Source organism: Streptomyces sp. MJM8645, from assembly GCF_001625365.1.
GTDB lineage: Bacteria > Actinomycetota > Actinomycetes > Streptomycetales > Streptomycetaceae > Kitasatospora.
In genome coordinates, this window is the sequence record NZ_LJJF01000001.1 from 1,966,118 (window position 1) to 1,990,427 (window position 24,310).

Annotated in this window: 23 protein-coding genes and 2 pseudogenes; 9 read left to right on the top strand and 16 right to left on the bottom strand. The window is 71.3% G+C overall.

All coding sequences use genetic code 11. The features are described from left to right. Positions 1-97 precede the first annotated feature (97 nt). Entirely contained in the window at positions 98-1,306 is a 1,209-nt protein-coding gene (locus A6F73_RS08380) for an acetylhydrolase (protein ID WP_063347203.1), read from the top strand. 324 nt (positions 1,307-1,630) lie between these two features. Here the strand turns inward: A6F73_RS08380 and A6F73_RS08385 are convergent, their stop codons facing one another. Continuing rightward, on the bottom strand, positions 1,631-2,038 hold the full coding sequence (locus A6F73_RS08385; RefSeq protein ID WP_063347204.1) for a helix-turn-helix domain-containing protein: 408 nt from the start codon (positions 2,036-2,038) through the stop codon (positions 1,631-1,633). A gap of 92 nt (positions 2,039-2,130) precedes the next feature. Here A6F73_RS08385 and A6F73_RS08390 point away from each other — a divergent pair, with 92 nt between their 5' ends. Continuing rightward, positions 2,131-2,880: an SDR family oxidoreductase gene (locus A6F73_RS08390; RefSeq protein WP_063347205.1), complete on the top strand. Its 750-nt coding sequence runs from the start codon at positions 2,131-2,133 to the stop codon at positions 2,878-2,880. A gap of 269 nt (positions 2,881-3,149) precedes the next feature. Here A6F73_RS08390 and A6F73_RS08395 read toward each other — a convergent pair whose 3' ends face one another. The 5 genes and pseudogenes from A6F73_RS08395 to A6F73_RS08410 all read right to left on the bottom strand — a co-directional run bounded on the left by A6F73_RS08395 (position 3,150) and on the right by A6F73_RS08410 (position 6,508). Further along, a complete protein-coding gene (locus A6F73_RS08395) occupies positions 3,150-4,298 on the bottom strand; it encodes a serine hydrolase domain-containing protein (RefSeq protein ID WP_063347206.1) in 1,149 nt (382 codons plus the stop codon). Between the two features lie 199 nt (positions 4,299-4,497). Beyond that, positions 4,498-5,055 carry a DUF3291 domain-containing protein gene (locus A6F73_RS08400; protein WP_063347207.1) on the bottom strand — a complete coding sequence of 186 codons (558 nt, stop codon included), beginning with the start codon at positions 5,053-5,055 and terminating at the stop codon, positions 4,498-4,500. 211 nt (positions 5,056-5,266) lie between these two features. Then, positions 5,267-5,377, bottom strand: a pseudogene (locus A6F73_RS42940) (dienelactone hydrolase); the annotation flags it as partial. Between the two features lie 9 nt (positions 5,378-5,386). Then, positions 5,387-5,803 (bottom strand): annotated as a pseudogene (locus A6F73_RS44365) (SRPBCC domain-containing protein); the annotation flags it as partial. Positions 5,804-5,815: 12 nt separating this feature from the next. Further along, positions 5,816-6,508 carry a DUF1062 domain-containing protein gene (locus A6F73_RS08410; protein ID WP_063347209.1) on the bottom strand — a complete coding sequence of 231 codons (693 nt, stop codon included), beginning with the start codon at positions 6,506-6,508 and terminating at the stop codon, positions 5,816-5,818. Positions 6,509-7,343: 835 nt separating this feature from the next. On the opposite strand from A6F73_RS08410, the gene A6F73_RS08415 reads away from it, so the two are divergent. Continuing rightward, positions 7,344-7,868, top strand: coding sequence for a hypothetical protein (locus A6F73_RS08415; RefSeq protein WP_063347210.1), 525 nt, complete (start codon positions 7,344-7,346; stop codon positions 7,866-7,868). Between the two features lie 147 nt (positions 7,869-8,015). Here A6F73_RS08415 and A6F73_RS08420 read toward each other — a convergent pair whose 3' ends face one another. Both A6F73_RS08420 and A6F73_RS08425 read right to left on the bottom strand, forming a co-directional pair. Next, positions 8,016-8,921 (bottom strand): sterol desaturase family protein, encoded by a 906-nt coding sequence (locus A6F73_RS08420; protein WP_063347211.1) that lies wholly within the window; start codon positions 8,919-8,921, stop codon positions 8,016-8,018. A 149-nt stretch (positions 8,922-9,070) separates the two neighbouring features. After that, positions 9,071-9,793, bottom strand: a complete 723-nt coding sequence (locus A6F73_RS08425) for a hypothetical protein (RefSeq protein WP_063351043.1) — start codon at positions 9,791-9,793, stop codon at positions 9,071-9,073. A 503-nt stretch (positions 9,794-10,296) separates the two neighbouring features. Here A6F73_RS08425 and A6F73_RS08430 point away from each other — a divergent pair. Beyond that, the gene (locus A6F73_RS08430) at positions 10,297-11,349 is read left to right on the top strand and encodes a HEAT repeat domain-containing protein (RefSeq protein ID WP_079135528.1); all 1,053 of its coding nucleotides are present in this window, start codon (positions 10,297-10,299) and stop codon (positions 11,347-11,349) included. 15 nt (positions 11,350-11,364) lie between these two features. On the opposite strand, the gene A6F73_RS08435 is transcribed toward A6F73_RS08430, so the two are convergent. Further along, positions 11,365-11,613, bottom strand: coding sequence for a hypothetical protein (locus A6F73_RS08435; protein WP_159398405.1), 249 nt, complete (start codon positions 11,611-11,613; stop codon positions 11,365-11,367). Between the two features lie 155 nt (positions 11,614-11,768). Further along, positions 11,769-12,974 (bottom strand): histidine kinase, encoded by a 1,206-nt coding sequence (locus A6F73_RS43930; RefSeq protein WP_079135529.1) that lies wholly within the window; start codon positions 12,972-12,974, stop codon positions 11,769-11,771. 330 nt (positions 12,975-13,304) lie between these two features. Here A6F73_RS43930 and A6F73_RS08445 point away from each other — a divergent pair, with 330 nt between their 5' ends. Then, complete coding sequence (locus tag A6F73_RS08445) at positions 13,305-15,302, top strand: ricin-type beta-trefoil lectin domain protein (protein WP_063347214.1); 1,998 nt, start codon at positions 13,305-13,307, stop codon at positions 15,300-15,302. Between the two features lie 81 nt (positions 15,303-15,383). Here the strand turns inward: A6F73_RS08445 and A6F73_RS08450 are convergent, their stop codons facing one another. Further along, a complete protein-coding gene (locus A6F73_RS08450; protein WP_063347215.1) occupies positions 15,384-15,977 on the bottom strand; it encodes a TetR/AcrR family transcriptional regulator in 594 nt (197 codons plus the stop codon). A gap of 140 nt (positions 15,978-16,117) precedes the next feature. On the opposite strand from A6F73_RS08450, the gene A6F73_RS08455 reads away from it, so the two are divergent. Then, positions 16,118-17,074, top strand: a complete 957-nt coding sequence (locus A6F73_RS08455) for an SDR family NAD(P)-dependent oxidoreductase (protein WP_063351045.1) — start codon at positions 16,118-16,120, stop codon at positions 17,072-17,074. Positions 17,075-17,140: 66 nt separating this feature from the next. Here A6F73_RS08455 and A6F73_RS08460 read toward each other — a convergent pair whose 3' ends face one another. The 5 genes from A6F73_RS08460 to A6F73_RS08480 are packed head-to-tail and all read right to left on the bottom strand — an operon-like array spanning position 17,141 to position 21,354. After that, entirely contained in the window at positions 17,141-17,731 is a 591-nt protein-coding gene (locus tag A6F73_RS08460) for a hypothetical protein (RefSeq protein WP_063347216.1), read from the bottom strand. Then, positions 17,728-19,128 (bottom strand): hypothetical protein, encoded by a 1,401-nt coding sequence (locus A6F73_RS08465; protein ID WP_063347217.1) that lies wholly within the window; start codon positions 19,126-19,128, stop codon positions 17,728-17,730. Before A6F73_RS08465 ends, A6F73_RS08460 begins: the two co-directional genes overlap by 4 nt. After that, on the bottom strand, positions 19,125-19,937 hold the full coding sequence (locus A6F73_RS08470) for an ABC transporter ATP-binding protein (protein ID WP_208869062.1): 813 nt from the start codon (positions 19,935-19,937) through the stop codon (positions 19,125-19,127). The genes A6F73_RS08465 and A6F73_RS08470 overlap by 4 nt, the downstream gene beginning before the upstream one ends. A 32-nt stretch (positions 19,938-19,969) precedes the next feature. Continuing rightward, the gene (locus A6F73_RS08475; RefSeq protein WP_063347219.1) at positions 19,970-20,797 is read right to left on the bottom strand and encodes a zf-HC2 domain-containing protein; all 828 of its coding nucleotides are present in this window, start codon (positions 20,795-20,797) and stop codon (positions 19,970-19,972) included. Continuing rightward, positions 20,794-21,354, bottom strand: a complete 561-nt coding sequence (locus A6F73_RS08480) for an RNA polymerase sigma factor (protein ID WP_063347220.1) — start codon at positions 21,352-21,354, stop codon at positions 20,794-20,796. The genes A6F73_RS08475 and A6F73_RS08480 overlap by 4 nt, the downstream gene beginning before the upstream one ends. Before the next feature lie 379 nt (positions 21,355-21,733). Here A6F73_RS08480 and A6F73_RS08485 point away from each other — a divergent pair, with 379 nt between their 5' ends. Genes A6F73_RS08485 through A6F73_RS08495 form a run of 3 tightly spaced genes read left to right on the top strand, consistent with a single transcriptional unit; the run spans position 21,734 to position 24,293 of the window. Further along, on the top strand, positions 21,734-22,261 hold the full coding sequence (locus A6F73_RS08485) for a GNAT family N-acetyltransferase (RefSeq protein ID WP_063347221.1): 528 nt from the start codon (positions 21,734-21,736) through the stop codon (positions 22,259-22,261). Between the two features lie 59 nt (positions 22,262-22,320). Then, positions 22,321-23,583, top strand: a complete 1,263-nt coding sequence (locus tag A6F73_RS08490) for a histidine kinase (protein WP_279634887.1) — start codon at positions 22,321-22,323, stop codon at positions 23,581-23,583. Then, a complete protein-coding gene (locus A6F73_RS08495) occupies positions 23,580-24,293 on the top strand; it encodes a response regulator transcription factor (protein WP_063347222.1) in 714 nt (237 codons plus the stop codon). The genes A6F73_RS08490 and A6F73_RS08495 overlap by 4 nt, the downstream gene beginning before the upstream one ends. Positions 24,294-24,310: the final 17 nt, after the last annotated feature.

Genomic DNA, 24,310 nt, shown 5'->3' on the forward strand with positions numbered 1-24,310 from the left:
GATTACTCCGGTACCTCGCGGGGGCTACGAACGACACCAGAATGTCTACATCCATGGGCTGATTCGATACGGAGCTGCGGAACCTAGCGTCGATCCCATGAAACGCAATCGCCGTATCAGCGCTGTCGCGGTGTTGGCGCTCGCCGCCCTCGTCACCGGAACCGGCGCCGGGTTCGCCGCCACGACCACACCGTCGGCCACACCGGTGGCCACGCACGCGTTAGACACCGCACCGGCCACGGCCACCGCGCCCACGCGGTCCTTCCAAGGCACGCTCCCCGCGCCGACCGGCCCCTACGCCGCCGGCGAGGACGTCATCCACCTCACCGACGCGAGCCGTCCCGACCCGTGGGTGCCGTCATCCGGCCCCCGCCAACTGACCGTCACGATGGTCTACCCGGCCGTCCCCGGGACCGGGACTCCGGCCCCTTACATGACCCTCGCCGAGGCAGCCGGAGTCATCCAGCAGCGGAAGTTGCCGGCGAGCTACGGCGTCACCGCACAGAACCTTTCCGGCGTCACCACTCACGCCTTCGACGGCGCGCGGCCGCAGCGCGGCAAGCATCCGCTGGTGGTCCTCTCACCCGCGTACGAGGACCCGCGCATGACGCTCACCTCGCTCGCGACCGACCTGGCCAGTCACGGCTACGTCGTCGCGCTCGTCGGCCACACCTACGAGGACAGCGGCGAGACGCTGGCGAACGGCCAGACGCCGCCGTGCGCGATCTGCGATGACCCGACGCGGCTCGACTTCGACTCCGTCGCCGCCAGCCGCGCGCTGGACGTGTCCTTCGTGATCGACCGGTTGACGCACGGCAATACCGCGTGGCGCCTGGCACACCTCATCGACAAGCACGAGATCGGCATGGCCGGGCACTCCCTCGGCGGAGCGGCGGCCGCCGCCACGATGATCGCCGACCCGCGAGTACGGGCCGGAGTGAACATGGACGGCGCCTTCCACCCGGCCCCGATGCCCGGCCAGATCAACCGGCCGCTCCTCATGCTGGGTGCGGCCGACAACCACCCGGTCGGCGGCCACGACACCTCGTGGGGGCAGACCTGGGCCGCCCTCGGCGGCTACAAGAAGTGGCTGACGGTCGCCGGAGCCGACCACTTCAGCTTCGCCGACCTGGACCTGCTCCTGGAGCAGGCCGGGTTCCCGACGCCGCCCCTCTCCCCGGAACGCGGGGTGGCGATCACCCGCGAGTACGTGGCAGCGTTCTTCGACCAGACGCTGAAGGGGATCGACAGTCCGCTGCTGGACGGCCCCTCGCCGAACAATCCGGAAGTGCTCTTCCAGTCCTAGTGCAGCGCCGCGTTGATCCTTCGGGGGTTCATGCGGCTTTGAGTGGGCTGCCGTCGTAGGTCCGGCAGTAGGGCTTGGCGTCGTGTTCGTCGCAGGACAGGACGAAGGTGTCGATGGCCGCGGCCAGTTCGTCGCGGGAGGCGAACTGGCCGCGGCGTCGTAAACGTCGGGTCAGGGTGGAGAAGAACAGCTCGACTTGGTCGAGCCGGCCGGCCTGTTCGGGCGTGTGGTGGATGTTGAAGCGGGGACGGGACCTGTGCTCTCCGGCTGGGGCGGCTGGTGCTGCCGCGAGACTCCGCCGAACCGGCCCATGGGACTGGCCCGTTACTCGCGCGGTGACGCCTGCTGGCTGTCGTAGTGCTCCTGGGCGGCGAGCAGCTCGCCTCCGTGCCGGCCGAACCACTGGATCAGTTCGGTCAGCGGCCCGGCCAGGCTGACACCGAGTTCCGTCAGGCTGTAGGTGACCTGGGGCGGGTTGGTGGGCGCGACCTGGCGGTCGACGAGCCCGGCCCGGGCCAGTGCCTTGAGGTTCTGCGACAGCATCTTCTGGCTGATGCCACCGACTCGTTGGTGCAGCTGCGCGAAGCGGTGCGGGCCGGCGATGAGGGCCGAGATGATCAGTATCGCCCAGCGACTTGTCGTCTGGTCCATGATCGGCCTGAGCACGCACTTGTTGTCGAAGGTGTCGTGGGCCAGGAGCCGGGCGGCTGTCGCGACCTGCTGAGTTTCCATCACAGCAGGAGCTTACAAAAAAGTAGGTACTTCCCAGCAGTAACTGGCTTTCCTACGGTGACCTCGTAAGCACCAACGTTCGAGGAGCCACTGTGAGCAGCAGCAACGCGCGTACGGCGATCGTCACGGGCGCATCGAAGGGCCTGGGCGCGGGGATCGCCAAGGCGCTGGCCGGGACCGGCGCAGCCGTCGTGGTGAACTACCGGGAGGATGCGAAGGGCGCCGAGCGGGTCGTCGCGGGCATCACCGCCGAGGGCGGCCGGGCGATCGCGGTCCGGGCCGACGTGGCCCGCAGCGACGAAGTGCGCCATCTGTTCGATCGGGCGCGCGAGGAGTACGGACCGGTCGACGTGCTCGTGAACAACGCGGCCGTCGCCGCCTTCGCGCCGCTGTCGGGCATCACCGAAGAGGAGTTCCAGCGCGAGATGACCACGAACGTCCTGGGCACGATCCTCACTACGCAGGCCCTGGCCGCGCAGGACGACATCGGCGCCGCTTCGATCATCAACGTCTCGACGGCCGGCACACTCACCCACCCGCCGTACGCCTCGCTCTATGTCGCGTCCAAGAGCGCTGTCAACGCGTTCACCATCGTTGCGGCCAAGGAGCTGGGCCCGCGCGGCATCCGGGTCAACGCGATCATGCCCGGGCCGTCGGACACCGAGGGCACCAGGGCCATGGGATTCCCCGGCTCGGCCCAGGAAGCACAGGCGATCGCCGGCACCCCGCTGGGCCGAACGGGCACCCCGGACGACTACGGCCCGCTGGTGGCTTTCCTGGCTTCCGACGACGCGCGCTGGATCACCGGGGATGTCATCCTCGCTTCCGGCGGCATGCGCTGACGTCCCGTCCGTTCGGCTCCGGGCTCCGTCGGCCAGCACTTTCGAAACACGCCCTGGACACACCACGGCGCAGGAAGTCGGCCAGCCCGACTTCCTGCGCCAAACAACGGGACCCCAGCTGACCGACACCAGCTGGCAAGAGTCCAGCTACCGCGCCCCTGGCCCATTCGAGGCCGGAAGATAGCCAACAAACCGGGGCCGCCCGGCACCGAAGTGCGCCGGGCGGCCTCGGCGCCGGGACGTCAGCGGCCTCAGCGGCCCCAGCGGCCTCAGCGGCAGAGGGCGGCTTCCACCAGGCCCTCGACGTGCTTCATGGCCGCCGGGTCGGCCGGCCGGTTCGTCACGGCGATGTTCGCCGCAGCGCTGCCGTCCTCCGTGACGCCGCCCCGGGTCTCGTAGCCCGGGAAACTGCCGCCGTGGCCCCAGTAGAGCCCGCCGCCGCAGGGCAGGGGCTTGCTCACGAGGCCGAGCCCGTAAGCGGCGCCGGGGCCGAGGTAGTCGGCGGGGACGGTCTTCTTCATCTCGGCGAGCTGGGCGGGCCGGAGCAGGTCGCCGTGGAGCAGTTCGGAGAAGAACCGGTTGAGGTCGGAGTTGGTGGAGATCATCTGACCAGCTGCCCAGCCGAAGGACGGGTCCGTCTCCGTGACGTCGCCCAGCGGCGCGTCCGGGGTGTCCCGGTAGTAGCCCTTGGGGTGCGGCTCGCGGATGGTCACGTCGCCGGGGGCGGGGAAGTAGGTGTGGCGCAGGCCGATGCGCTTGACGATGCGGCGGTCGATCTCCGCCGCGAGCGGGCGGCCGGTGACCCGTTGGACGATCAGTCCGGCCACGATGTAGTTCGTGTTGCTGTACTTGGACCGGTCGCCCGGGGCGAAGTCGGCCTTGAACTTCAGTGCGGTGTCGAGGAGGTCGCGCGGCTCGTAGTAGCGGGGCGGGACATCGCCCTTGAGGTAGTCCGGGAGCCCGCTGGTGTGCTGGAGGAGCTGACGGACGGTGATCTTTCGCCCGTCGATGCCGTCCCCGCGGAGGAGGCCCGGCAGGTAGGTCTCGACGGGCCCGTCGAGGTCGATCTTCCCCTCTCCGACCAGTTGCAGCACGACCGTCGCCGTGAACGTCTTGGTGTTGCTGCCCATCCGCACCTGGCCGTCGACCGGGACCTTCGCCTTGGTGGCCAGGTCACCCACCCCGGCGGTGTAGTTGCGGGCGCGGCCGTGCCCCTTCTCGACGCTCGCCAGCGCGCCGGGAATGCCGTCGTCCCGCACCAGCGCGTCGAGGCCCTGCTGGACGATGTCCGGCTTCGGCGCCGCGAACGCCGCGGTCGGGGCCAGCACCCCCGTCGCCAGGGCACCGACGGCCATGGCGGCCACCAGGACCTTCCGGTGCCGGGACGGATGGACGGTCTGCCGCGCCTGCTTGCGCATGTGTCAACTCCGGTTGTTCGTCGAGGGAAACGGCGGATCGCGCCGTTACCCCCACCCTCTCCGGAACAAACCACCTGCGACGATGCTGCTACCCACCCGGTCTTGGGTGGGGTTATCCCCCTATGTCCGCAGGAGTACGGGTTCACGGCAGCACGGCCACCGCCTCCACTTCCACCAACTGGTCGTTGAGGCTTCCTTGTCAGCGGACCTGGTCGCTCTTCGGCCCGATGCCTTCGACCCTGGCCGGAGTTCCGTCCGGGGCGAACGCGTGGTGGAAGGTGAAGGCGTGCGGCGCGGAGCCGTGGTCGTGGAGGTGTTCCAGCCTCGAAACCCCGTCCTGCCAGACGGGTATCACGCCGTCGGAGACCCACCAGAACACGTAAGCCGGGCGTCCTGTCCTCTCGAACCAGTCGTAACGCCTGTTCAGCGCCTCACGGTGCAGACCGGTGTAGATGGCGTCGAGGGCGGAGCGCAGGTCGGTCCAGAGGGAGAGGGTCGCGGCCAGGGCAGTGGTTTCCGCCGTGCAGCCCTTGCCGTACCAGGCCGGTACGGCGAACTCCCCCCATGCGCCCCAGTCCAAGTCGAAGTGCGTGCCCCGGCCGCCGTCTGCCGCTTCGGCATGGGCGAGGTACCCGGGGTGCTCGCTGATCTTCCGGTAGACGGCCTCGCCGGTGTCGTGGAGTTCGCGCGTGAGAGGTGAGGGATCGGCGAGAGGTGACTTCAGGACGCCGAACGTGTACAGCGCAAGATGAGGCATGCGTCTCTCCCTGGTTGGGGGTGCCTGGTGCGGGCCCGGTCGCGGGCGGCTCAGCTCGAAGGAACTCCCGTACGACCGTGGGCGATCGCCGAGGACCAGGTGAAGATAGCCGCCTCCGCGACCCCTGTCGAAGTTGCGTTTTCCCCGCCAAAATGGCCTCTCGCGCCGGCCGTTGCGGGCGCCCCGAACAGCCGGCGGATCGCGAGACGCCTCACCGCGCGTCGAGGAACGAGCTGTCTGCGAACAGGTGCTGGTCTCGGGAGTACAGGAACAGCTCCGCGTCGGCGGAACCGGAGACGAGCGCGCGGGCGGCATCGAGGTCCAGCTCCAACAGGGTCGGCGGATCGTAGGCCGTGACGGCGCCGGAGGCGATCACGGTGAGGCCGTCGGGATCGGTGGCCAGCCAGCGGAGCACCACCGCGCCGCCCTCCGCCGGATCCAACCGGCCGGCGGCAGCCAGCCAGCGCCGCAGCAGTGCCGGGCGCGACAGGTGCCGCCACACCGCGGCCACCGGCTGCGGGTAGTGACGGTAGAAGCACACAGCCTGGTGACCTGCGTCGATGGCGACGATCCTGCCGTCGGGCCTGGGGACGCTCGGGGTGCCGGTCACGCTCCGATCACCGCCTGCCGCCACCGTTGCGGCACCCCGGACTGCGTCGTCGGAGGAGGCTGGACCCACCACGCGGGAGCCCGCCGCGCGGCTCACGAACGGCGAGTCCGTGAGCCGCGCGCGGGTACCGCCCCGCACCGAGCCGTCGGCCTACGCCCCGGACACCGCGCGCGACAGGCGCGGCGGCGCCTCGACGGCGCTGGCGGCGCCGAGTTCGCGCACCGCCTCCCGCCGCGTCGCCGCGACCGGAGCCGCGAGCTGAGCCAGGGTCGCCGCCGGAGCGTGGACCGTCAGCTCGAAGTCGCGGCGGGCCTTGGCGTCCGGGGCGAGCGGCAGGCGGATGCGGCCGTCCGCGACCATCCGGCGGACCCGGCTGCGGCTGAGGCCGAGGCCGGACATGAGCAGGCGTTCGACCCGGACCGGGACCGGCAGCTCGAAGCTCACCAGCACTGTCAGCGGGGTCGGATCGTCGATCGCGTGGAGCGGCGTGCGTGCCTCCAGCTCCCAGGTGCCGCTCCAGTCCAGGCTGTAGTCGTTCTTGGCGGCGAGCGACGCACTCATCGTCAGTTCCCGCACCACGGCGAGGTCGTTGTTCTCGTACGCCTCCCTGCGGGCGGGTTCCAGCGACGACGTGTGGACGCGCTCGTGGACGGGCACCTTCGAGGTCCGGTCGCAGCCCGCGCAGCTGAGCAGCAGCCAGACGTCGAGGAGCTTGCCGTTGGCGTTTACACGGATCTTGCCCGAGGGCCGGTGCCGCGTGCTGGAGCAGTCCGGGCAACTGCGGACGACGGTGGGCAGCGCGGACTGGCGCACGGCCCAACGGGCCTTGCGTTCGGTATGCATGGTGGTCTGTTTCCTGGTTCAGCAGGAACGCGCGCAGGCCGGATCGGCTGGATCGGCCGGGGTTCCTGGGATCTGATGAGTGCTCACGAGGGCGCGTGTCATCGCCTCGGGGCGGGTGGCCGCATGGCGGGCGTCCCGAGGTCGATCGCGCAACAGGTCGTGCCTCTCCGTGGCAACTCGCGACAGCGCGTCTCATCGCCTCGGGACATGGCCGCATGGCCACATGGCCGAGCGCCGAGGGCGGTCGATCGCGTGAGCGCGCGTGTCATCGCCTCAACGCGCGGCCGGTGGCCCGGCGCAGAGGTCGATCGCGTAGGGGTGAGTTGCTACGTGGCAGTCGTCAGCACAGGTACATGCCGCACATCGTGATCTGGGGCGGCGCTCCCCCGCAACCGGTTTTTTCGGACCAACGCCGTCAGACCGGCGTAGTGCTCTGGTGATGCGCACGGCGGTCGTCACCCGCCAGGTCGGAGCGCCGGCCTTGACCAGCCGGTCGCCGCCCCGGGCGGTGACAACCGCCGTGACCAGGCGAGGCAGGTGACAACAATCTCGACCACTTGGTGACAGCTAGCGCGACCACGGCGAGGCGAACGCGCAGGTCGTAGATCGCCCTCGACCGTCGCCGGACCAGATGAACTGAGACAACACCTTGCATCCCAGCTTCCGGGACCAGCTCGCTTGAGATTTTCGGCACCTCAGCGCCTCAACCGATCTGGTCGCCACAGGTCAAAGTCCTTCCCGCAGACCAGATCATTTGGGACGGGGCATCCGCCGACTAGCGCTGACAGTCACATGTGCCCGTTCCTGTGGCCCGCGCACCGCTAACGTCGAGCCCATGATCGTATGGCTCAACGGCACCCACGGCGCAGGCAAGACGACGACCAGTGCACTCGTGCAGCAACTGATCCCCGACTCCCGGGTGTTCGACGCCGAGAAGGTCGGCGAGACACTCATGGACATCACGCCGGGCCTGCCCGGGACGGACAACTTCCAGCACTGGCCGCCGTGGCGGCCACTCGTAGTCGAGACCGCCCGCCACGTGCTCGACTACACCGGCGGGACTCTGGTGATGCCGATGACCGTCCTGGTCGAGCAGTACTGGCGTGAGATCAGCACGGGCCTCGCCCAACACGCCATTCCGGTACGGCACTTCGTACTCCACGCCGACCAGGAGACCCTCCGCGGCCGCATCGCGGGGGACACTGTGGTCGGCCCCAACTCCCGGTTCCGCCTCAACCACCTTGAGCCCTACGCCGAAGCGGCCCGTACCTGGTTGCACGCCGAGGCCGAGGTCGTCGACACCACGCACCTCACGCCCGCCCAGGCCGCCCTGCAGATCGCAGAGGCCGTCAGGAGTTGAGGTCCGCCCGCCACACGCGACAACAACGAGCTCCGGTGTCGATCGAGTAGCGCGAACAGCCTCCACCAGGGACCGGCTCAGCCCGCCCAACGCCCCACTGCGCAGGAAGTCGGCCGGCCCGACTTCCTGCGCAGCCCCGGCGCAGGATCAGACGCTGCCCGCCTTTTCCTCGACCAGGACGGCGCCGGATGCCGGTTCGGGCTTGCGCAGCGGGAGCTTGGACCAGCGGAACGGAGCCAGCAGCAGGCCGAGGTAGGAGTCCGGCAGGCGGACCTGGTCGGCCAGGCCGATGTCCTCGGGCGGCATCCGGTCACCGGGCAGGTAGAAGGTCCCGAACAGCAGATCCCACAGGACGACCTTGCCGCCGAAGTTCTTGTTGGCTTCGCGCAGGTCCCTTGAGTGGTGCCAACGGTGCCCTTCCGGTCCGGGCACCAGGTAGTTCAGCGGGCCCAGCCGGACGTCCATGTTGGAGTGCATGGTGACGCCGTGGCAGTTGTAGAAGGTGAGAAGGATGATCAGGCCGGAGATGCTGTGCAGCGTCCACCCGGTCAGGGCCAGCGGGAAGACGATCGCCACGTCGTCGAGGAAGAAGTCAATGGGGTGGAACCGGGCGGAGTTGAGCCAGTAGAGCCGCTCCGAGCTGTGGTGCACCGCGTGGAAGCGCCAGAAGACCCGCGAACCGTGAATCCAGCGATGCATCCAGTAGTAGAAGAACTCTCCCACCAGGAGCGCCAGTGCGGCCTGGGCGACGGGAGGCCAACTCGTCGGCCACAACGTGCTGTCCAGCTCTTCGGACAGCAGGACGGATCCGGCGAACAGGACCGAGAGGAACAGCGGCTCGATCAGCCGGGCGACCACCAGCAGGGCCACCAGACTGGAGGTGGCGTCCGACACGACGTCCTTGCGCGAGCGGTTCCAGCCCTCGTAGAACGGCTGGACCCGCTCCAGGACGGCCACGTACACCGAGGCGAAGAGGGTGACCATCGGCACGATGGCCCACTGCGGGAACGAGGTGTCGACCAGGGTGATGGACGCCCCGAGTGTCAGCACCATGAGGATCGGATAGCTGAGATAGCGGATGGTGAAACGCAGGGTTCTGCGCGCGGCGCCAAGTTCTCTTGCGGTTGCTAAGTTCATTCCTGATCTCCCCCTGGACTTCTTCGGAATTCTTCTGCACCCCTCCGCGCGGGACGGGCAGGTATTTATTGGCTTCCGGCCATCTGCTGCCATATCCGAACCGGCCCCAGCGGCGCGAATCCGTTTTCCTCGGCGGCCGCCAGCTCCGCGTCCCGCTCATATCCGACCAGGTCGACTCCCGGCGCCTCTTCGTGAGCACAGGAGACGAGACCGGCCCATGTCCGGGCGGATTCCCCCGGGGGGCCGAAGACGTTCGTCACCCCCGCCACACCATGGCTCAGGTGAAGCACGGCTCCCGCCACCAGGCTGTCGCCCGAGAATCCCCCGAGGAAGATCACGTCGTCATCGAGCAGAAGGGTTTCTGGGAACGTGTTCACCGATGTGTCGCCGCCCGCCCATGCCCGCTCCCACGTGCGCAACTCATCGGCACCGGTGATACGCCGCCACCGCTGGTCGGCGCCGCCCCGTGACGCCACCGGCACCGAGGCCGCGACCGCAGCCGGCCGATGGATCCACTCCGCCTCGATGAGAATTCGATAGTTCCCCGGGAGGAGATCGGCGTTGGCGAAACTGTCCTTGACGAAAAGCGGCCCCAGCGGTGCCTCCCGCAGGACGTCGAGAACCTCCGAGCCGGACATCGACGGGCTCAGAATCACCAGATTCGGGTAGTACGTGAGGCTCTTCTTCAGATTCACCCACGCGACGTCGGAGAGTTCTCCGGAGAACCCGTGCGCCCGACACATCGCCTCGCACCAGGACGAGTTGTTCCGGGCCGCGGCGAGCAGCATCGGCGCCACCTGGGAGTCGGCAGCCGCAGCCCGGTCATTGCCGAACCGTCTCACCGCGAAGGCCCCAACCGGGAGAACCGATCGACACCAGCGGACCCACAGCCTCGCAACGTCCACCAACTCCCTTTCATCAAGGCCGAATCCGCGCCCGGCCGGCTTCCGCACCGCCGACCCTTCGAAAGGGATGGGTCCTGTCCGGGAAATCCCCGGACTGCACTCCGGCCGCCCGAGCAAACGCCCCGACCGGCACACCCGAACACGACGGGCTACTGGACCGCCACTGACGCCTCGGGCCGAACGCCTTCAACGACCTTCTCGCGCATCAGCGTTGCGCAGTGCTCCGCTATGATCACCCCTGCTCATGACCACGTCAAGATCCTTTCCGGGGTCACTCCTACGGCACCCGCACACGCCCGCCGGCGTCGACGCGTCCGTGGACCGGAAGCGCGGTCGGGCCGACAATTACCGCGCACACTCGCGGTTTCGTGCACCACAATGCCCGCATGGAAACGGACACCGTGGCGGAGCTGGTCACGCGGGCACTGTCGGCAATGCGCGCCATCATCGCCTCGGACGACCCGGACGACCACGACGGCTGGGACGAGTACGCACCGCTGCTGTGGCGCGCGTCCGCCGACGAGGCGGCGCTGCCGCTCGGCCTGGAGCTCATCGGCTCCGCCGATCCGATCGAGCGCGCGACAGGCTGCGACCTGCTGCGCGACACCAACTACCACCACGAGGCAGTCCGCACCGAAACGGCCACCGCACTCGTCGCCCTCGCCCAGCGGGAAACCGACGAGCACGTGCTGCGCTCCCTGGCACGCGCGATCGAGCAGACGCACGACCCGCGCGCCGTCCCCGTCCTCGTCACCCTCGCCGGGCACCCTGACGCCGAGGTCCGCGAGCAGGTGGCCCGCTCGTTCGCCGAGGTCCTCACCGGCCTGCCGGACGGGCCGGACATCCACACCCTCATCGGGCTGACCCAGGACCAGAACCCGCACGTCCGCGACTGGGCGACGTTCACCCTCGGCGTCCAATCCGGGGCGGACAGCCCCGCGATCCGGGCCGCGCTCTGGGAGCGGACGGCCGACGAGCACGACGAGACCCGCATGGAAGCACTCCACGGACTGGCCAGTCGGCACGACCCCCGCGTCGTCCCGCTCCTCGCCGAACTGGTCGGCAACCCCGAGGGCGCACACGCCCTCACCTTCAGCGCGGAGCCGATCACGGGCGCCCCCCAACTCCTGCCGCCCCTCCCGGAGTACGAGCCCGGCGACGACTGGACCACCGACGCCGTGAACGCCTGCAACCCGGTGCGGCGGGCCCGCCTGGACGCCTTCGCCTGGGAACTGGTCTGCACGCTCCACCGGCTCCGCCCCGACCTGGACGCCGCCGTCTCGATGGAACGCTGCGGCTGGGGCCGTTTCCTCGGCATCCACGCCGCCTCGGAGGCAACGGGCTACGACATCGAGGCGCTGCTCACCCGCGCGGACGGCGACCCCATACGCGCTGCCGAACTGGTCTCAACCGACCTGCCGAGAACCCAGCCCGCCTGATCTAGCCCGACTGATCTAGCCCTTGGTGCCCCTGCCGCGCAGGAGGTCCGCGATGCGCGCGTCGACCTGCTCGCGGTCGTAGCCGCGCCGCACGATCTCGAACGCCGGCGGGGGCGGCGGTGAACCGGCTTCGGACAGGGCGCTGAGGTAGCGGTCGACTTGCTGGCGCTCGTAGCCACGCCGTACCAGGTCAAAGCCACGGAACTCTGGCGTTGTTGACACTTCGCGTGTCCTCCCACCTTCTGTGTCCACGTTGATCGCCATGGCACTGGCGATGGAAACGCCGGTGCGGCCACCGGTGCCCACCGGCGTGGCCGCAGCTCACACCCTAGACCCCACCCACCGACGGACGGCGGGCAGTCTCCGGGCCGTCGAAACCCGTCAGCCCAAGGCCGTCTGAACCCGTCAGCCCCCGCCCGTCAGCCCCGCCCCCTCCGGTCGAGTCGCAGCGGCAGCACCCCGCGGACGCGCCAGCCGCGGGCGTGCGGGCCGGCGGACAGGTCCCCGCCGAGGGCGCCGATCCGCTCGGACAAGCCGGCCAGGCCGGTGCCCCCACCGCCGGGGCGGCGGGCCGGCAGACCGCCTGGGCCACCGAGGCCGCCCTGCCGCCCGCTGTCGGTGACGGTGACCCGCAGGGCGGGGCCCGGGACGCCAACCACCTCCACCTCCAGCCGGCCCGCGCTCGGGGCGTGCCGACGGACGTTGGTCAGCGCCTCCAGGACGACGCGGTAGGCCGCGTCCTGGATCGCGTGCGGGGCGGTCCCCGCCAGGCCCGGCTCCAGTTCGAGGGAGCCGCCGGTCGTGCCGGACGCCAGGAAGCGGTCGACCATCTCCGGGAGGTCGGCGAGGCCGTGGACCTTGGTCGGCGGCGGTTCGGCGAGCGCGGGCGCCTCCGGGTCGCGCAGGGTCTGCAGGGTGTGGTCCATCGAGTCCAGCGCCCGCAGACCGGCCGCCTCCAGGCGGGACAGGAGCTCGCTGTTCTCCTCTTCGTCATAGGCGCTGACCTGGGCGGCCTGGACCTCCAGCAGGATCCCGGTCAACTCGTGGGCGACGAAGTCGTGGAGATCCCTGCCCACGTCGAGCCGCTGCTCCCGGCGGGCCCGCTGGACGGCGCGGGCCCGCTGGTTGTCCTGGCCCCGCAGGTAGAGCCCGACGCCGACGGCGCAGGCCACCGGGAACATCGCCATGGCGACGGCGACCACCGACGGTTCGAGGACCGCCTGCGGCAGCAGGCGCGTGAAGCGCAGCGGGAGCGCCATCAGCGCGAGCGCCAACGCCGAACCGACCAGGGCGGCTTGGCGGACCGGCGCCCGCCGGATCACCCTCCCGGCCAGCACCAGCATGGCCACGAACTCGACCGGGAGCCACGACAGTACCAATCCCTGCGGTCCGGGATGGACGGCGTCCGTGACGAGCGAGAGCCCCGCGACCAGGCCGGCCGCCAGGACGGGGGCGACCGGGCCCAGCGGCCGGCGCAGGATCGCGGTCGCCATCGCCGCGGCGGCGACGACGGCCCCGGTCCACGCACTCGGTGGGGCGATCGCCGCCGGGGCCGCGACCACTGCCGTCGCCGCCGCACACACCGCGCGGCGGCGACGCGTGTCAGGCACCAGTTCGGTCTGCACGGGCCGAGCCTACGCACGGCGGAGGAGCGGTACACCCCCCAGCACATGACGGATCGTCAGGCATCTGCCGTTCGGCAAACCGGCACTGGTCGACCGACTCCCCGAAGAGCCGTACGGGGCCGCTGACTTGACCTTCCCAGAGCTGTCCCTTGACCTTTCGAAGGCCGGCCACCGGCATTGAATTCGGTCCGCGGAGTCCACTCATCCGGGACGGCACATAAAAAGGCGTCAAGACCTCCCGGCTCGCCATATGGATTCCGTATGGAGTCGCGAGACGGAGGATTCCGGAACCTACGATCCATCCTTGCCGACCAGAAAGATGAATCCGATATGAAACCCCTGTCCCGCCTCAAACGCGCCCTGGCCTGCGGGATCGCCGCAGTCGCCATGGTCTCCGGCCTGACCGCACAGGCCCAGGCCGCGCCGGAGCCGCCCCTCCACGCGGACAAGACCTGTGGAACCCCGGCCTCGCCGGGCGGCGGCAACTGCATGACCGCGCTGATCAGCTCCGCCTTCGACACGATCAGGCTCATGCGCAACGCCGCCAACCTCAACAAGCTGGACAACGCGGAGTTCACCCAGAGCACCGCGTCGAAGTTGAGCGCGAAGTTTCCCGGGTTCAACGTCATGGTGTTCAAGACCGTGGGCACCGACCTGTACGACACCGAGTGGTTCAAGAACGAGTACAAGTCCGACATGAAGGGGGTGTTGATCGACACCACCTACAAGCTCAACCATTTCATGGACAAGGAGAAGAAGGAGCCCTCCGGCTACGACATATTCCGGATCTGGGTTTTCCAGGGGGACTCGACCCTCCGCAACCGCGGCGACGGCGGGTACATGAACTGGGCGTTCATCGGCAATGACGGCGACACCGTCAAGAAGGAGCCGTGGACCTGCCGGGCGGGCACCGCGCGGCCGTACAAGTGCGACGGCGACGTGCGCAGCATCCACTTCCCCGCGCGGTCCGGCTACGGCACCAGGACCGGCAGCCTGACCCCCGACTCCAGCCCCGGCTACCACGCCTGCCTGGACGTCAACGGCAACGGCAACGCGAACGGCACCCCCGTGCAGATGTGGGAGTGCAACGGCAGCGACGCCCAGAAGTGGACGTACAACGGGTACAAGCTCCAGGCGGCCAACGGCAAGTGCCTCGACCTGGAGGCCAACAAGGCCGCGAACGGGACCAAGCTCCAGGTCTGGGACTGCCTGGAGATCCCCGGTCAGCGCTGGAACATGTCGGCCAGCGGCGGTTTCCGGCACATGACGGACATGGACGACCGGTCCAAGGACGTCTGCATCGACGACTTCAACGGCCGGACCTCCAACGGCAGCACCGTGGCGGCCTGGGCCTGCGGCTCCGAGGACCGGCGTGACGCGCCCAACCAGAACTGGGCCTGGGACGGCACCCCGCCGACCACCAACCCGCCCACGCCCGGCGGAGGCGGCGGCAACAACGGCGCCGACGTGTACCTGAAGCTCGACAACGGTCTGGGCGCCGTCCCGGTCAGCGGCTCCGCCGGCGCGTCGGTCGTCCCCGGCCTCCGGGGTGGCAACGAGTCCAAGTGGAAGCTCACCTCGGTCGGCGGCGGTCGCTACCGGATCACCAGCTCGTACGGGCTGGAACTCACCGAGAACGGCAACTACATGGCTGAACTCCAGCCGTGGAGCAACTCCTCCCAGCAGAAGTGGGAGCTCGTCGGAGTCGGCAACGGCAAGTACCAGATCCGGATCTCCGACGACGACTGCCTCGCGCACGACGCCGACTTCAAGCAGCTCGGCGTGTGGACGTGCAAGTCGGGCTGGCAGCAGGCGTGGGTGCTGGAGTCCACCTCCGGCGGCGTGATCACCCCGACCGACCCGACCACCCCGACGAAGCCGGACCCGAAGCCCAAGCCGGACCCCAAGCCGAAGCCGGACACCAAGCCGACCGTCCCGACCGAGCGGCCGCTGTTCCTGAAGCTCTCCAACGGCCTGGGCGCGTCGGCCCCCACCGAGACCTCGACCTGGGGTGCGCCGATCGTGGGCGGGATCCTGGGGTACAAGGGGTCCACCTGGACGATCAAGCCGCTGGGCGGGGACCGCTACCGGATCGTCAACGACCTCGGGTACAACCTCACCGAGAACCCCGACACCTACGTCGCCGAGCAGCAGGCGTGGGGCGGCACCTCCAACCAGAAGTGGCAGTTCGTCGGCCTCGGCAACGGCAAGTACCGGGTCCAGATCGACGACGACAACTGCCTCACCCACGACTCCGACTTCAAGCAGCTCGGGGTGTGGAGCTGCGAGGGCGGCTGGAAGCAGGAGTGGACCTTCCAGCTCCTCTGACCCCGGCCGCACCAGGCCGCAGTCACGACGAAGGACGAAGGGCGCCAGCCGCGTACGGTTGGCGCCCTTCGGTCGTTCTTCTCAGCCGACGTCCCGCCCGGAGGCGGAGTGGTAGCGCAGGCCGTCCATCAGGAGGTCGAGGAGGCGTTCCATCCGGGCGTGGTGCTCGGGGGTCGTCGCGGCCATGGACAGGCCGCTGAGGCTGAACAGCACGTCCTCCGGTTCGACGTCGGCGCGCAGCACGCCCGACTCGGCCCCGGCCCGCAGGAGTCGGGTGATCGCGGCGGTCAGCATCGCGCGGCTGTGCGAGAAGGGGTCGCCGCCGGAGGCTATGAGCGCGCGCAGCGCGTCGGACATCCCGCGCTTGGTCGTCATGTAGCGGACGAAGCCGTCCATCCAGGCGCGCAGCGCGGCGTCGGGCCCCCTACTGGCCAGGAGCTCCGCGGCGGAGTCGCACAGCTTGGCGAGTTCGCTGCGGTAGGCCGCGTCGACGAGTTCCTCGCGGGTGGCGAAGTGCCGGTAGAGGGTGCCGATGCCCACGCCGGCCTCCTTGGCGATCGCTCCGAGCGTCGCGTCCGGTCCGTCCTGGGCGAAGGCCCGTGCGGCCACTTCGATCAGTCGGTCGCGGTTGCGGCGCGCGTCGGCGCGCAGCGGCCGGGGGTCGGCGGTGGTCACGGCTGGTCCTCCTCGGGTTGCAAGCGGAGGATCCTCCGCTTAACCTGGAGACATGCGGAGGGCCCTCCGGTTTCCACTCTACCGGCCGCACCCTCCCGCGCACCCCCAGCTCCGGTCACCCAACCAGACGGGAAATGATCATGAACGCCAGCGCCCCGCGCCTCACCTCCCCCTTCGGCGCCGAGTCCACCGCCGCCGAGGTCATCTCCGGCGTCGACCTGACCGGCCGCCGCGCCGTCGTCACCGGCGGCGCCTCCGGCATCGGCGTCGAGACCGCACGCGCCCTCGCCTCGGCCGGCGCGCAGGTCACCCTCGCGGTCCGCAACCTCGACGCCGGCGCCCGCACCGCCGAGGACATCACCGCGACCACCGGCAACAAGGACCTCCGGGTCGCCCCGCTGGACCTGGCCGACCAGGCCTCCGTCGCCGCGTTCGTCGCCGCCTGGGACGGGCCCCTGCACATCCTGGTCAACAACGCCGGCGTGATGGCCTCGCCCGAGGTCCGCACGCCGGAGGGCTGGGAGCTCCAGTTCGCCACCAACCACCTCGGGCACTTCGCGCTGGCCACCGGCCTGCACGCGGCCCTGGTCCGGGACGGCGGCGCCCGCGTCGTGGCCGTCAGCTCCAGCGCCCACCACCGCTCCCCCGTCGTCTTCGAGGACATCCACTTCCGCGAGCGCGCCTACGAGCCCTGGTCCGCCTACGGCCAGTCCAAGACCGCCAACGTCCTGTTCGCGGTCGAGGCCGCCAAGCGCTGGGCGGCGGACGGTATCACCGTCAACGCCCTGATGCCCGGCGGCATCCGCACCGCCCTCCAGCGCCACGTCTCCGAGGAGGAGCTCGACCGGCTGCGCGCCCAGGCCGCCAACGGCGCGGAACTGCTGTGGAAGACCACCGAGCAGGGCGCGGCGACGTCCGTCCTGCTCGCGGCCTCGCCGCTGCTGGCGGGCGTCAGCGGCCGCTACTTCGAGGACTGCAACGAAGCCGTCCGCGGCGAACTCAGTGCCCGCACCGGCGTCGCCGAGTACGCCCTCGACCCCGAGGCGGCCGCCCTGCTCTGGCAGGTCTCGCGCGACACCCTGGGCAGCCGCGACTGACAGCCCCCAGCAGAACGCCCCGCTCCCCCAACTCGCAGAGGGGGAGCGGAGCGCGGGGCGGGCCAGTTACCTGCGCGGCCCCACCAGGGCGTAGACCCCGGCGCCGGTCACCAGCAGGCCCACCGCCGTCCAGGTGGACGCCTCCGTGCCAGGGGGGTAGGACATCCAACCGAACGCCTTCCCCACGGTGTTGGGCGGCAGCGGCGGGGAGAGGACGGCGAACGCGAGCCAGGCGGTCGGCAGGGTCCAGGCGAGGTGCGCCCCGCACACCACCGCCCCGAACGCGGCCAGGCCGGCCAGGCCCGCGGTGTCCCGGACGACGACCTCGGTGGGGGCGAACCTCGGCCCCACCGCCTGGACCGCCAGCAGCGCCGCACCCGCGACCACGCCGATCAGCAGCGCGTGCGCCGCCCGGCGGGGCGCCCACCGGATCGCGGCCGTCCTGTCCAGTGCGGCGTCCTGCCCGCCGAGCCCGACGGAGCCGGCCGCCACGCCCGCGGCGAGCACGAAGTACACGATCGGGTTGATCGCGTCCGCGTCCATCGCCCCCGTGCCGCCGCCCCGGTTGAAGGCCCACACCACCAGCGCGGTGAGCGCGACCGCGGCGGCCGACGTGGACACCTGCCGTGAACGCGCGTACAGCATCAGCCACCTCATCGCGACGCTCCCCCGGCCAGCTTCGGAACCTGCTTGTACCCCTCGCAGGAGAGCGCGGCGGCGTGCAGCTCGACGATCCGCGAGCGCTGCTCGGCCGGCGGCAGCGCCATCAGCTTCTGCCACGCGAGGTCGGCCTCCGCCCAGGTTTCGAGCGCGTACCGGCTGGTGCCCTTCTCCTGCAGCGGTTGGAGCTGGGAGTCGTGGAGGGCCCAGCTCACGGCGATGCTCTGGGCGGGGATGTCGTGGCTCCCCCCGCCCTCCTTGTCGTTGTCCGGGTAGCAGCTCGGCGCCAGGCCCCTGGCGATCAGCGCGCGGGTCAGCTTGTCACCCTTCGCGTCGGCGAGCATCCGGTCGTTGAAGTCGACCAGCAGCACGTCTGCGGAGAGTTCGCGTGGCGCGGCGAGCTCGTGCAGCGCGGTGTCCTCCCGCACCGAGGTCGGCGCCTTGTCGCCCAAGGCGTCGTGCAGCACGGGCATCGCGTCCTTGCTGCGCTGCGCGAGCTCGGCCAGGCGTGAACGGCTCGCCTGCGTCACGCACACCGGCCCGTCGCACACCAACGCCGCGGCGGCCTTGTCGACGACGTAGGTGTCGCGCGCGGCGGCCGGGAGCACCAGCAGGGCCAGGCCCAGGCCGGCCAGGACGGGAGTCACCGCGAGCAGCCGGGCCCGGCGGGTCACGGCCGCCAGCAGCGCGAAGCCGGTGGCGAGCAGGCCGAGCAGCCAGAGCGTCTGGCCGAGGTGGACGGAGCCGGACAGGGTCAGCAGCATCTGCCGCGGCTCCACGGTCGCCGGGGACAGCTGGGCGAACCGGTTCGACACCCTGCCCGTCGGCACCGCCGCTTCGTTGTTCATGCGCAGGAACAGGCCCGTCCCCACGAAGACGATCACCACCAGGGCCGGCGGCGTGAGGGTGGAGGGCAGCGCCCGCGCGACGCCCATGCCGAACACGGCGCCCGCGACCAGGGACAGTGCCGCCACCAGCGAGATCGGCAGCCAGCCGAGGGATGCGTAGCTGGTCGGACCGGCCGCCACCTGGACTCCGCCCACCAGAACCAGCAGACCGAAGCCCACCGCCAGCGCGAGCCCGATCGCACCGGCCGGCAGCGCCGCACGGCGCCAGGCCGGCAGCGGCGTGGTCGTCAGCAGCTCGGTCATCCGCGAGCGGGATTCGCGCAGCCCGTACACCGCCCCGATGCCGATCACGAACGGCCACCAGAAGGCCAGCAGGGACCGGGTCCACATGGCCATGGTGGTCCACTGGGCCGTCCACCCCGCGGTGCCGTGCCACCAGAGCGCGTCGAACGGGAAGAAGACCGCCAGGCTGCCGGCCAGCACGACGATGCCGGCCCACGGGGCGGCGGAGCGCCTCAGCTCCGTCCGCAGCACACGTCCGTTCACCAGGCGCTCCCCTGCTGGCCGGAGTTGCTGAGCAGCGCCGAGTAGCCGCGCTCCAGGGGGCTGTCGCCCGGGTGGTCGGTACTGCCCGCCGCGCCCAGTTCGTCCGGCGTGCCCTGGAAGACGAGGCGGCCGTCGGCGAACAGCACCACGTCGGAGCAGGCGGCCGCGACGTCCTCGACCAGGTGGGTGGAGACGACCACGCAGGTGTCGCGGCCCAGGTCCTGCAGCAGTTCGCGGAAGCGCAGCCGCTGTGCCGGGTCCAGGCCGGCCGTCGGCTCGTCCAGCAGCAGCACCGCGGGGGAGTTGACGATGGCCTGGGCGATGCCGGCCCGCCGCACCATGCCGCCGGACAGGGTCTTCATCCGGTGGTCGGCGCGGTCCGCCAGGCCCACCCGTTCCACGGCCCGCTGGACGGCCCCGGGGATGTCCGCCTTCGGCACCTCCTTCAGCCAGGCCATGTACTCGACGAACTCGCGCACCGTGAAGCGCTTGTAGTAGCCGAAGTCCTGCGGCAGGTAGCCGATCTGGCGGCGCAGGGCCCGGTGGTCGACCACCCGGCCCCCCAGGGAGGTGCCGAGCATCTCCAGTTCGCCCTCGGTGGGGCGCAGCACGGTGGCCAGCGTCCGGATCAGGGTGGTCTTGCCCGCTCCGTTGGGCCCGAGGAGCCCGTGGGCGCCGATGCCCAGGGAGAGGTCGAGCCCGTCGACGGCCATCTTGCTCCGTCCGACGCGTACCCTCAGGCCGCTGGCCCGGATCTCCCAGGCGTAGGTCTTCGGCGCGGTGTCGGCCGCGCTCGCCGTATACGTCATGCGATGGTCCCTTTCCAGGGTGGACATGGGTTTCACAGCGTTGAGTACGCGTCCCTGCGGGCGATCACGGCGCAGACGCCGAGCGCGAGGAGCAGCCCCCACACGGGCAACTGGTCGCGGTGCAGGGCGAGTTCGAGGACAGCGGGGATGCGGCCGGTGACGAACGTGGGCACCACGACGGCAGCGCCCCACACGGTCACCAGCCCCACGGCGGCGCGGGTCACGCCGATCACGGTGCCCAGCGCCAGGGCGGTGGAGGTGAAGGCCAGGGAGGGCAGCAGCCACTGCGCGGCCGTCGTGTTCCCGGTCAGCCATCCCCCCAGCAGGAGCCCGGGCACGACCACCACGAGGACCGCGGTGGTGCGCCTGAGCAGCAGGGCCAGGCCGGCCCGGGCGGTCGAGGCGGTCAGTTCGTGCGCCGGGTCCAGGCCGCGCGACCACGATGCGGCGACACCGCACAGCGGCAGCACGGGCGCGATCAGCGCCACCATCGAGGAGCCGCCGAAGACCTTCGCCGGCGCGGCCACGTCCAGCAGCAGCGCCATCAGGGTGACGACGGCGGTCATCGCCAGCCACGGGGTCATGGCCGGTGTCAGCCAGGCCGACACCCAGGTCGGGCGGTGCCGCCTCCGAGGCGCCCCGACGGCCGCGCCCAACTGCGCGTCCAGACCGGCCCGGACGGTGTCGACGAGCGCGGCGACGCCGGGCGCCTCGGTGGCCACGGAGGCCGCCAGCAGGCTCCGGCACGGCGCGCACGTCTCCAGGTGGGCCTCCAGTGCCCACACCGTGTCCGCGGCCATCGCCGTGTCACCACGCGCGTAGTCGTCGATCAGCCGCCTCGACGCGTGTTCCGCGTTCATGCCAGCGCCTCCCGCATCGCGATCCGGGCCCGGCGGGCACGGGTCTTGACCGTGCCTTCGGGCAGTCTGAGCAGGACGGCGGTCTCCCGGACGGAGAGCCCGTCGAGCACCGTCGCCTGCAGTACGTCTCGGAGTTCCGGCGCCAGCCGCCGCAGGGCGTCGCCCACGTCGCCGCCGACGGTCCCGGCGAGCGCCTCCTCCTCCGCCGCGGGCACCACGGCCCGCTCGGCGGCGGCGACCGGCGGTTCGGCGTGGTGGGCACGGCGCCGGAAGGCGTCGACGAGGCGGCGCGCCGCGATCGTCCACAGCCATCCGACGGCCGTCCCGCCGACGGCGCTCCCGGCGAACGCACCGGCCGCGCGCCACACCGCCAGATAGGTCTCCTGCATGACCTCGGCGACGATCTGCTCGTCCGCGCAGCGGCGGCGCAACCGCACCGCCAGCCATGGCGACGTGCGCCGGTACAGCTCGTCGAACGCCGCGCGGTCACTTCTGGCGATCAGCCGGACGAGGCGTTCCTCGTCCAGCTCGTCCAGTGCTCTCCTGCGTGATCTCACACCAGCCAGACGCCGGCGACCGCGCGCAGGTTCTGCGTTCGACATGACCTGCGTCACATGAAAGCAGCACAGGAAGTCGGCCTACCCGACTTCCTGCGCTGCGGCGACCTCGACGCCCGGATCAGGCACCTGCGGTGGCGAGCACCCCGCCGCCCTACCGGTCCTCGGCCGTCCGCGCCAGCAGCGCGATCTCGGCCGCCACCGCCTCCGGCTCGGCCGCGACGGCGATGTCGAACACCGGCAGCATGTCCCGAACCGGCCTGGCCGACACGAGGACCACCCGGTACCGGCCCGCTCGCACTCCCCGATCGCCACCGGCGCTCCGGCCTCCCGAAAACCGCTTGCCGGGCGGACGACGGCCCCCGTACCGTCGCCCGGCGTGACCCCGACCCTGCGCACCGAGCGCCTGCTGCTCGACCCGTACGTCCTCGCGGACGAAGAGGACTTCGTGACGCTGTTCCAGGACCGGGAGGTGTCCCGGTGGATGGGCGACGGCCCGCAGTCCGAGGCCGAGGACCGGGCCCTGTTCGGCCGCATCTTCACCCAGGTGTACGCCTCGAACCGGTTCGACGTCTGGGCCGTCCGGCAGGGCGGCCGCCTCGTCGGGCACGCCGAGATCAAGCCCACCACCGTGGTCGAGGGCTTCGAGATCGTCTACGCGCTGGCCCCGGAGGCGTGGGGCCGCGGCCTGGGCACCGAACTGGCGGCCGCGATCGTCGACTACGGCTTCACCGCCCTGGGGCTGGCCGAGGTGCACGCGACGGTCGCCGACGCCAACCTCGCTTCGCTGGCATTGCTGGGCAGGATCGGCTTCCGGCACGTCCGCGACATCACGGAGGACGACGGCAGCACGACCCGCCTGCTCACTCGGGGCCGCGCCGATGCCGCCGGAGCCGCCTCGCCGTAGCCGTCCCGCCGGAACAGAAAGACCGGAACGAACGCTCCCCCGATCGGGGGAGGCCCCCCATGAGCTGCGCCGCAATACTGGTGATCATGATCAGGGGAATCCGGCCGCTGCTGCGCGGCTCCACGTACTCGGGTGTGCTGTTCGCCTTCCTCGGCGCGCTGGCGAGCCTGCCGCTACTGCCGTTCGCGATGCTGCCGATGATGGCCTGGCCGTCCGGCCCCTACCTCACGCGGGCGGTGCTCACCCTGCTGTTCTGGGCGGCGCTGCTCGCCGTGGTCGGGCTGGCCCGCACCACCCGGCGGGTGCTGATCGGCGGCGTCCGCCGGCTGCTGAGGGTGTCGCTGCCGGATCCGGTGTCCGGCGCCCGGGCGGCGGACGCCCCCGGCACCGACCGTTGGCGCACCCCGCTGTGGCTGGTGCTGCACGTGGCGCTGGGCTGGGTGGGAGGCCTGGCCAGCCTCGTGCTGCTCGGCGCAGCCGTGGCCCTGCCGGGCGGCTGGGTCTCCGGTGATGCCCGGCTGAGCTGGCCCGGCCGGTCGGTGCAGCTGACGGGCGCCTGGAGCTGGGTGGTGGCGGCGGCCTGCCTGCTGCTGGCGCCGGTGGTGTGCGCGGCGGTGGCGGGCGCGCTGCGCGGGCTGGCCCCGAAGCTGCTGGGTCCGTCGGCGGCCGAGCGGCTGGCGCTGGCGGCGGAGCGGGAGCGCCGGCTGGCCGAACGCAACCGGCTGGCCCACGAGTTGCACGACTCGATCGGGCACACCCTGACGGCGGCCACGATCCAGGCGGCGGTGGCGGGCGAGGTGCTCTCCGCCGACCCGGTGGCGGCGCGGGCCGCCATGCGCAGCATCGAGGAGTCGACCCGGGCCGCCCTGGAGGACCTGGACTACGTGCTGGGCGCGCTGCGCGAGGAGGAGTCGGGGGCGGCCCCGGCCCGGACCTTGGCCGACCTGCCCGAGCTGCTGGACCGGCTGCGGCACGCCGGCGCGGTGGTGGAGCCGGAGCTGTCCGGCGAGCTGGCGCAGGTGCAGGGGACGCTCTCCCGGGCGGCGTACCGGATCCTCCAGGAGGGGCTGACGAACGCGCTGCGGCACGGAGCGGGCGGCCCGATCGAGGTCCGGGTGGCGGCCGGGCCGGACACCCTGGAGCTCAGCGTGGCCAACCGGACCGGGGCGGGCCCGCGCCAGGGCGCCTTCCCGACCTCCGGCCACGGCCTGCCGGGCCTGGCCGAGCGGGTCCGGCTGCTGCACGGCGAGATCGAGGCCGGGCCGGACGGGCCCCAGGCCTGGCGGCTGGCCGTCCGGCTGCCCGTACGGTTGTCGGCATGACCGGCCCAGATCCCACCGACGCCGCGCCCGACGCCCCGGGCGACGCCACCGGCACCCCCGTCACCCTCCTGATCGCGGACGACGACGAGGTGACCCGCAGCGGCCTGCGCACCCTGCTCGCGGCGCAGCCGGGGATCACGGTGGTCGGGGAGGCGGCCGACGGCGTCGACGCGGTCGAGCAGGCGCAGCGGCTGCGGCCGGACGTGGTCCTGATGGACGTACGGATGCCGCGCCGCAACGGGATCGAGGCCACCCGGCAGTTGCTGGCCGAGTCGGCCGCGCCGCCGAAGGTCGTGGTGATCACCACCTTCGAGAACGACGGCTACGTCACCGCCGCGCTCAGCGCGGGGGCGAGCGGGTTCGTGCTGAAGCGGCTTCCGGTGCGGCAGATCGCGGAGGCGGTGCGGGTGGCGGCGGCCGGGGAGGCGATCCTCTTCCCGGCGGCGCTGCGCCGGATGGTCTCCGCCCGCCCGCTGGACTCCGCCGAGGCGTTGCCCCGGGCGGCGTTGACGGTGCGGGAGGAGGAGGTGCTGCGGTCGATGGCCACGGGCCAGTCCAACCCGGAGATCGCGGAGTCGCTCAGGGTGAGCCTGGAGACGGTGAAGACGCACGTCGGGAACGTGCTGACCAAGCTCGGCGCGCAGAACCGGACCCACGCCGTGGTGATCGCGTACGAGTCCGGCCTGGTGGTGCCGGGGCTCGCCGGCTGACCCGGCCCGCCCCGGCA

Bases quoted from the DNA above. Each gene is read 5' to 3' on its own strand.
- A6F73_RS08410 (WP_063347209.1), bottom strand. From the start codon at position 6,508: ATGCATACCGAACGCAAGGCCCGTTGGGCCGTGCGCCAGTCCGCGCTG.
- A6F73_RS08380 (WP_063347203.1), top strand. From the start codon at position 98: ATGAAACGCAATCGCCGTATCAGCGCTGTCGCGGTGTTGGCGCTCGCC.
- A6F73_RS08490 (WP_279634887.1), top strand. From the start codon at position 22,321: ATGAGCTGCGCCGCAATACTGGTGATCATGATCAGGGGAATCCGGCCG.
- A6F73_RS08455 (WP_063351045.1), top strand. From the start codon at position 16,118: ATGAACGCCAGCGCCCCGCGCCTCACCTCCCCCTTCGGCGCCGAGTCC.
- A6F73_RS08415 (WP_063347210.1), top strand. From the start codon at position 7,344: ATGATCGTATGGCTCAACGGCACCCACGGCGCAGGCAAGACGACGACC.
- A6F73_RS08445 (WP_063347214.1), top strand. From the start codon at position 13,305: ATGAAACCCCTGTCCCGCCTCAAACGCGCCCTGGCCTGCGGGATCGCC.
- A6F73_RS08475 (WP_063347219.1), bottom strand. From the start codon at position 20,797: ATGAACGCGGAACACGCGTCGAGGCGGCTGATCGACGACTACGCGCGT.
- A6F73_RS08395 (WP_063347206.1), bottom strand. From the start codon at position 4,298: ATGCGCAAGCAGGCGCGGCAGACCGTCCATCCGTCCCGGCACCGGAAG.
- A6F73_RS08430 (WP_079135528.1), top strand. From the start codon at position 10,297: ATGGAAACGGACACCGTGGCGGAGCTGGTCACGCGGGCACTGTCGGCA.
- A6F73_RS08495 (WP_063347222.1), top strand. From the start codon at position 23,580: ATGACCGGCCCAGATCCCACCGACGCCGCGCCCGACGCCCCGGGCGAC.
- A6F73_RS08435 (WP_159398405.1), bottom strand. From the start codon at position 11,613: ATGGCGATCAACGTGGACACAGAAGGTGGGAGGACACGCGAAGTGTCA.
- A6F73_RS08460 (WP_063347216.1), bottom strand. From the start codon at position 17,731: ATGAGGTGGCTGATGCTGTACGCGCGTTCACGGCAGGTGTCCACGTCG.
- A6F73_RS08385 (WP_063347204.1), bottom strand. From the start codon at position 2,038: ATGGAAACTCAGCAGGTCGCGACAGCCGCCCGGCTCCTGGCCCACGAC.
- A6F73_RS08420 (WP_063347211.1), bottom strand. From the start codon at position 8,921: ATGGTGCTGACACTCGGGGCGTCCATCACCCTGGTCGACACCTCGTTC.
- A6F73_RS08425 (WP_063351043.1), bottom strand. From the start codon at position 9,793: ATGCTGCTCGCCGCGGCCCGGAACAACTCGTCCTGGTGCGAGGCGATG.
- A6F73_RS08470 (WP_208869062.1), bottom strand. From the start codon at position 19,937: ATGACGTATACGGCGAGCGCGGCCGACACCGCGCCGAAGACCTACGCC.
- A6F73_RS08400 (WP_063347207.1), bottom strand. From the start codon at position 5,055: ATGCCTCATCTTGCGCTGTACACGTTCGGCGTCCTGAAGTCACCTCTC.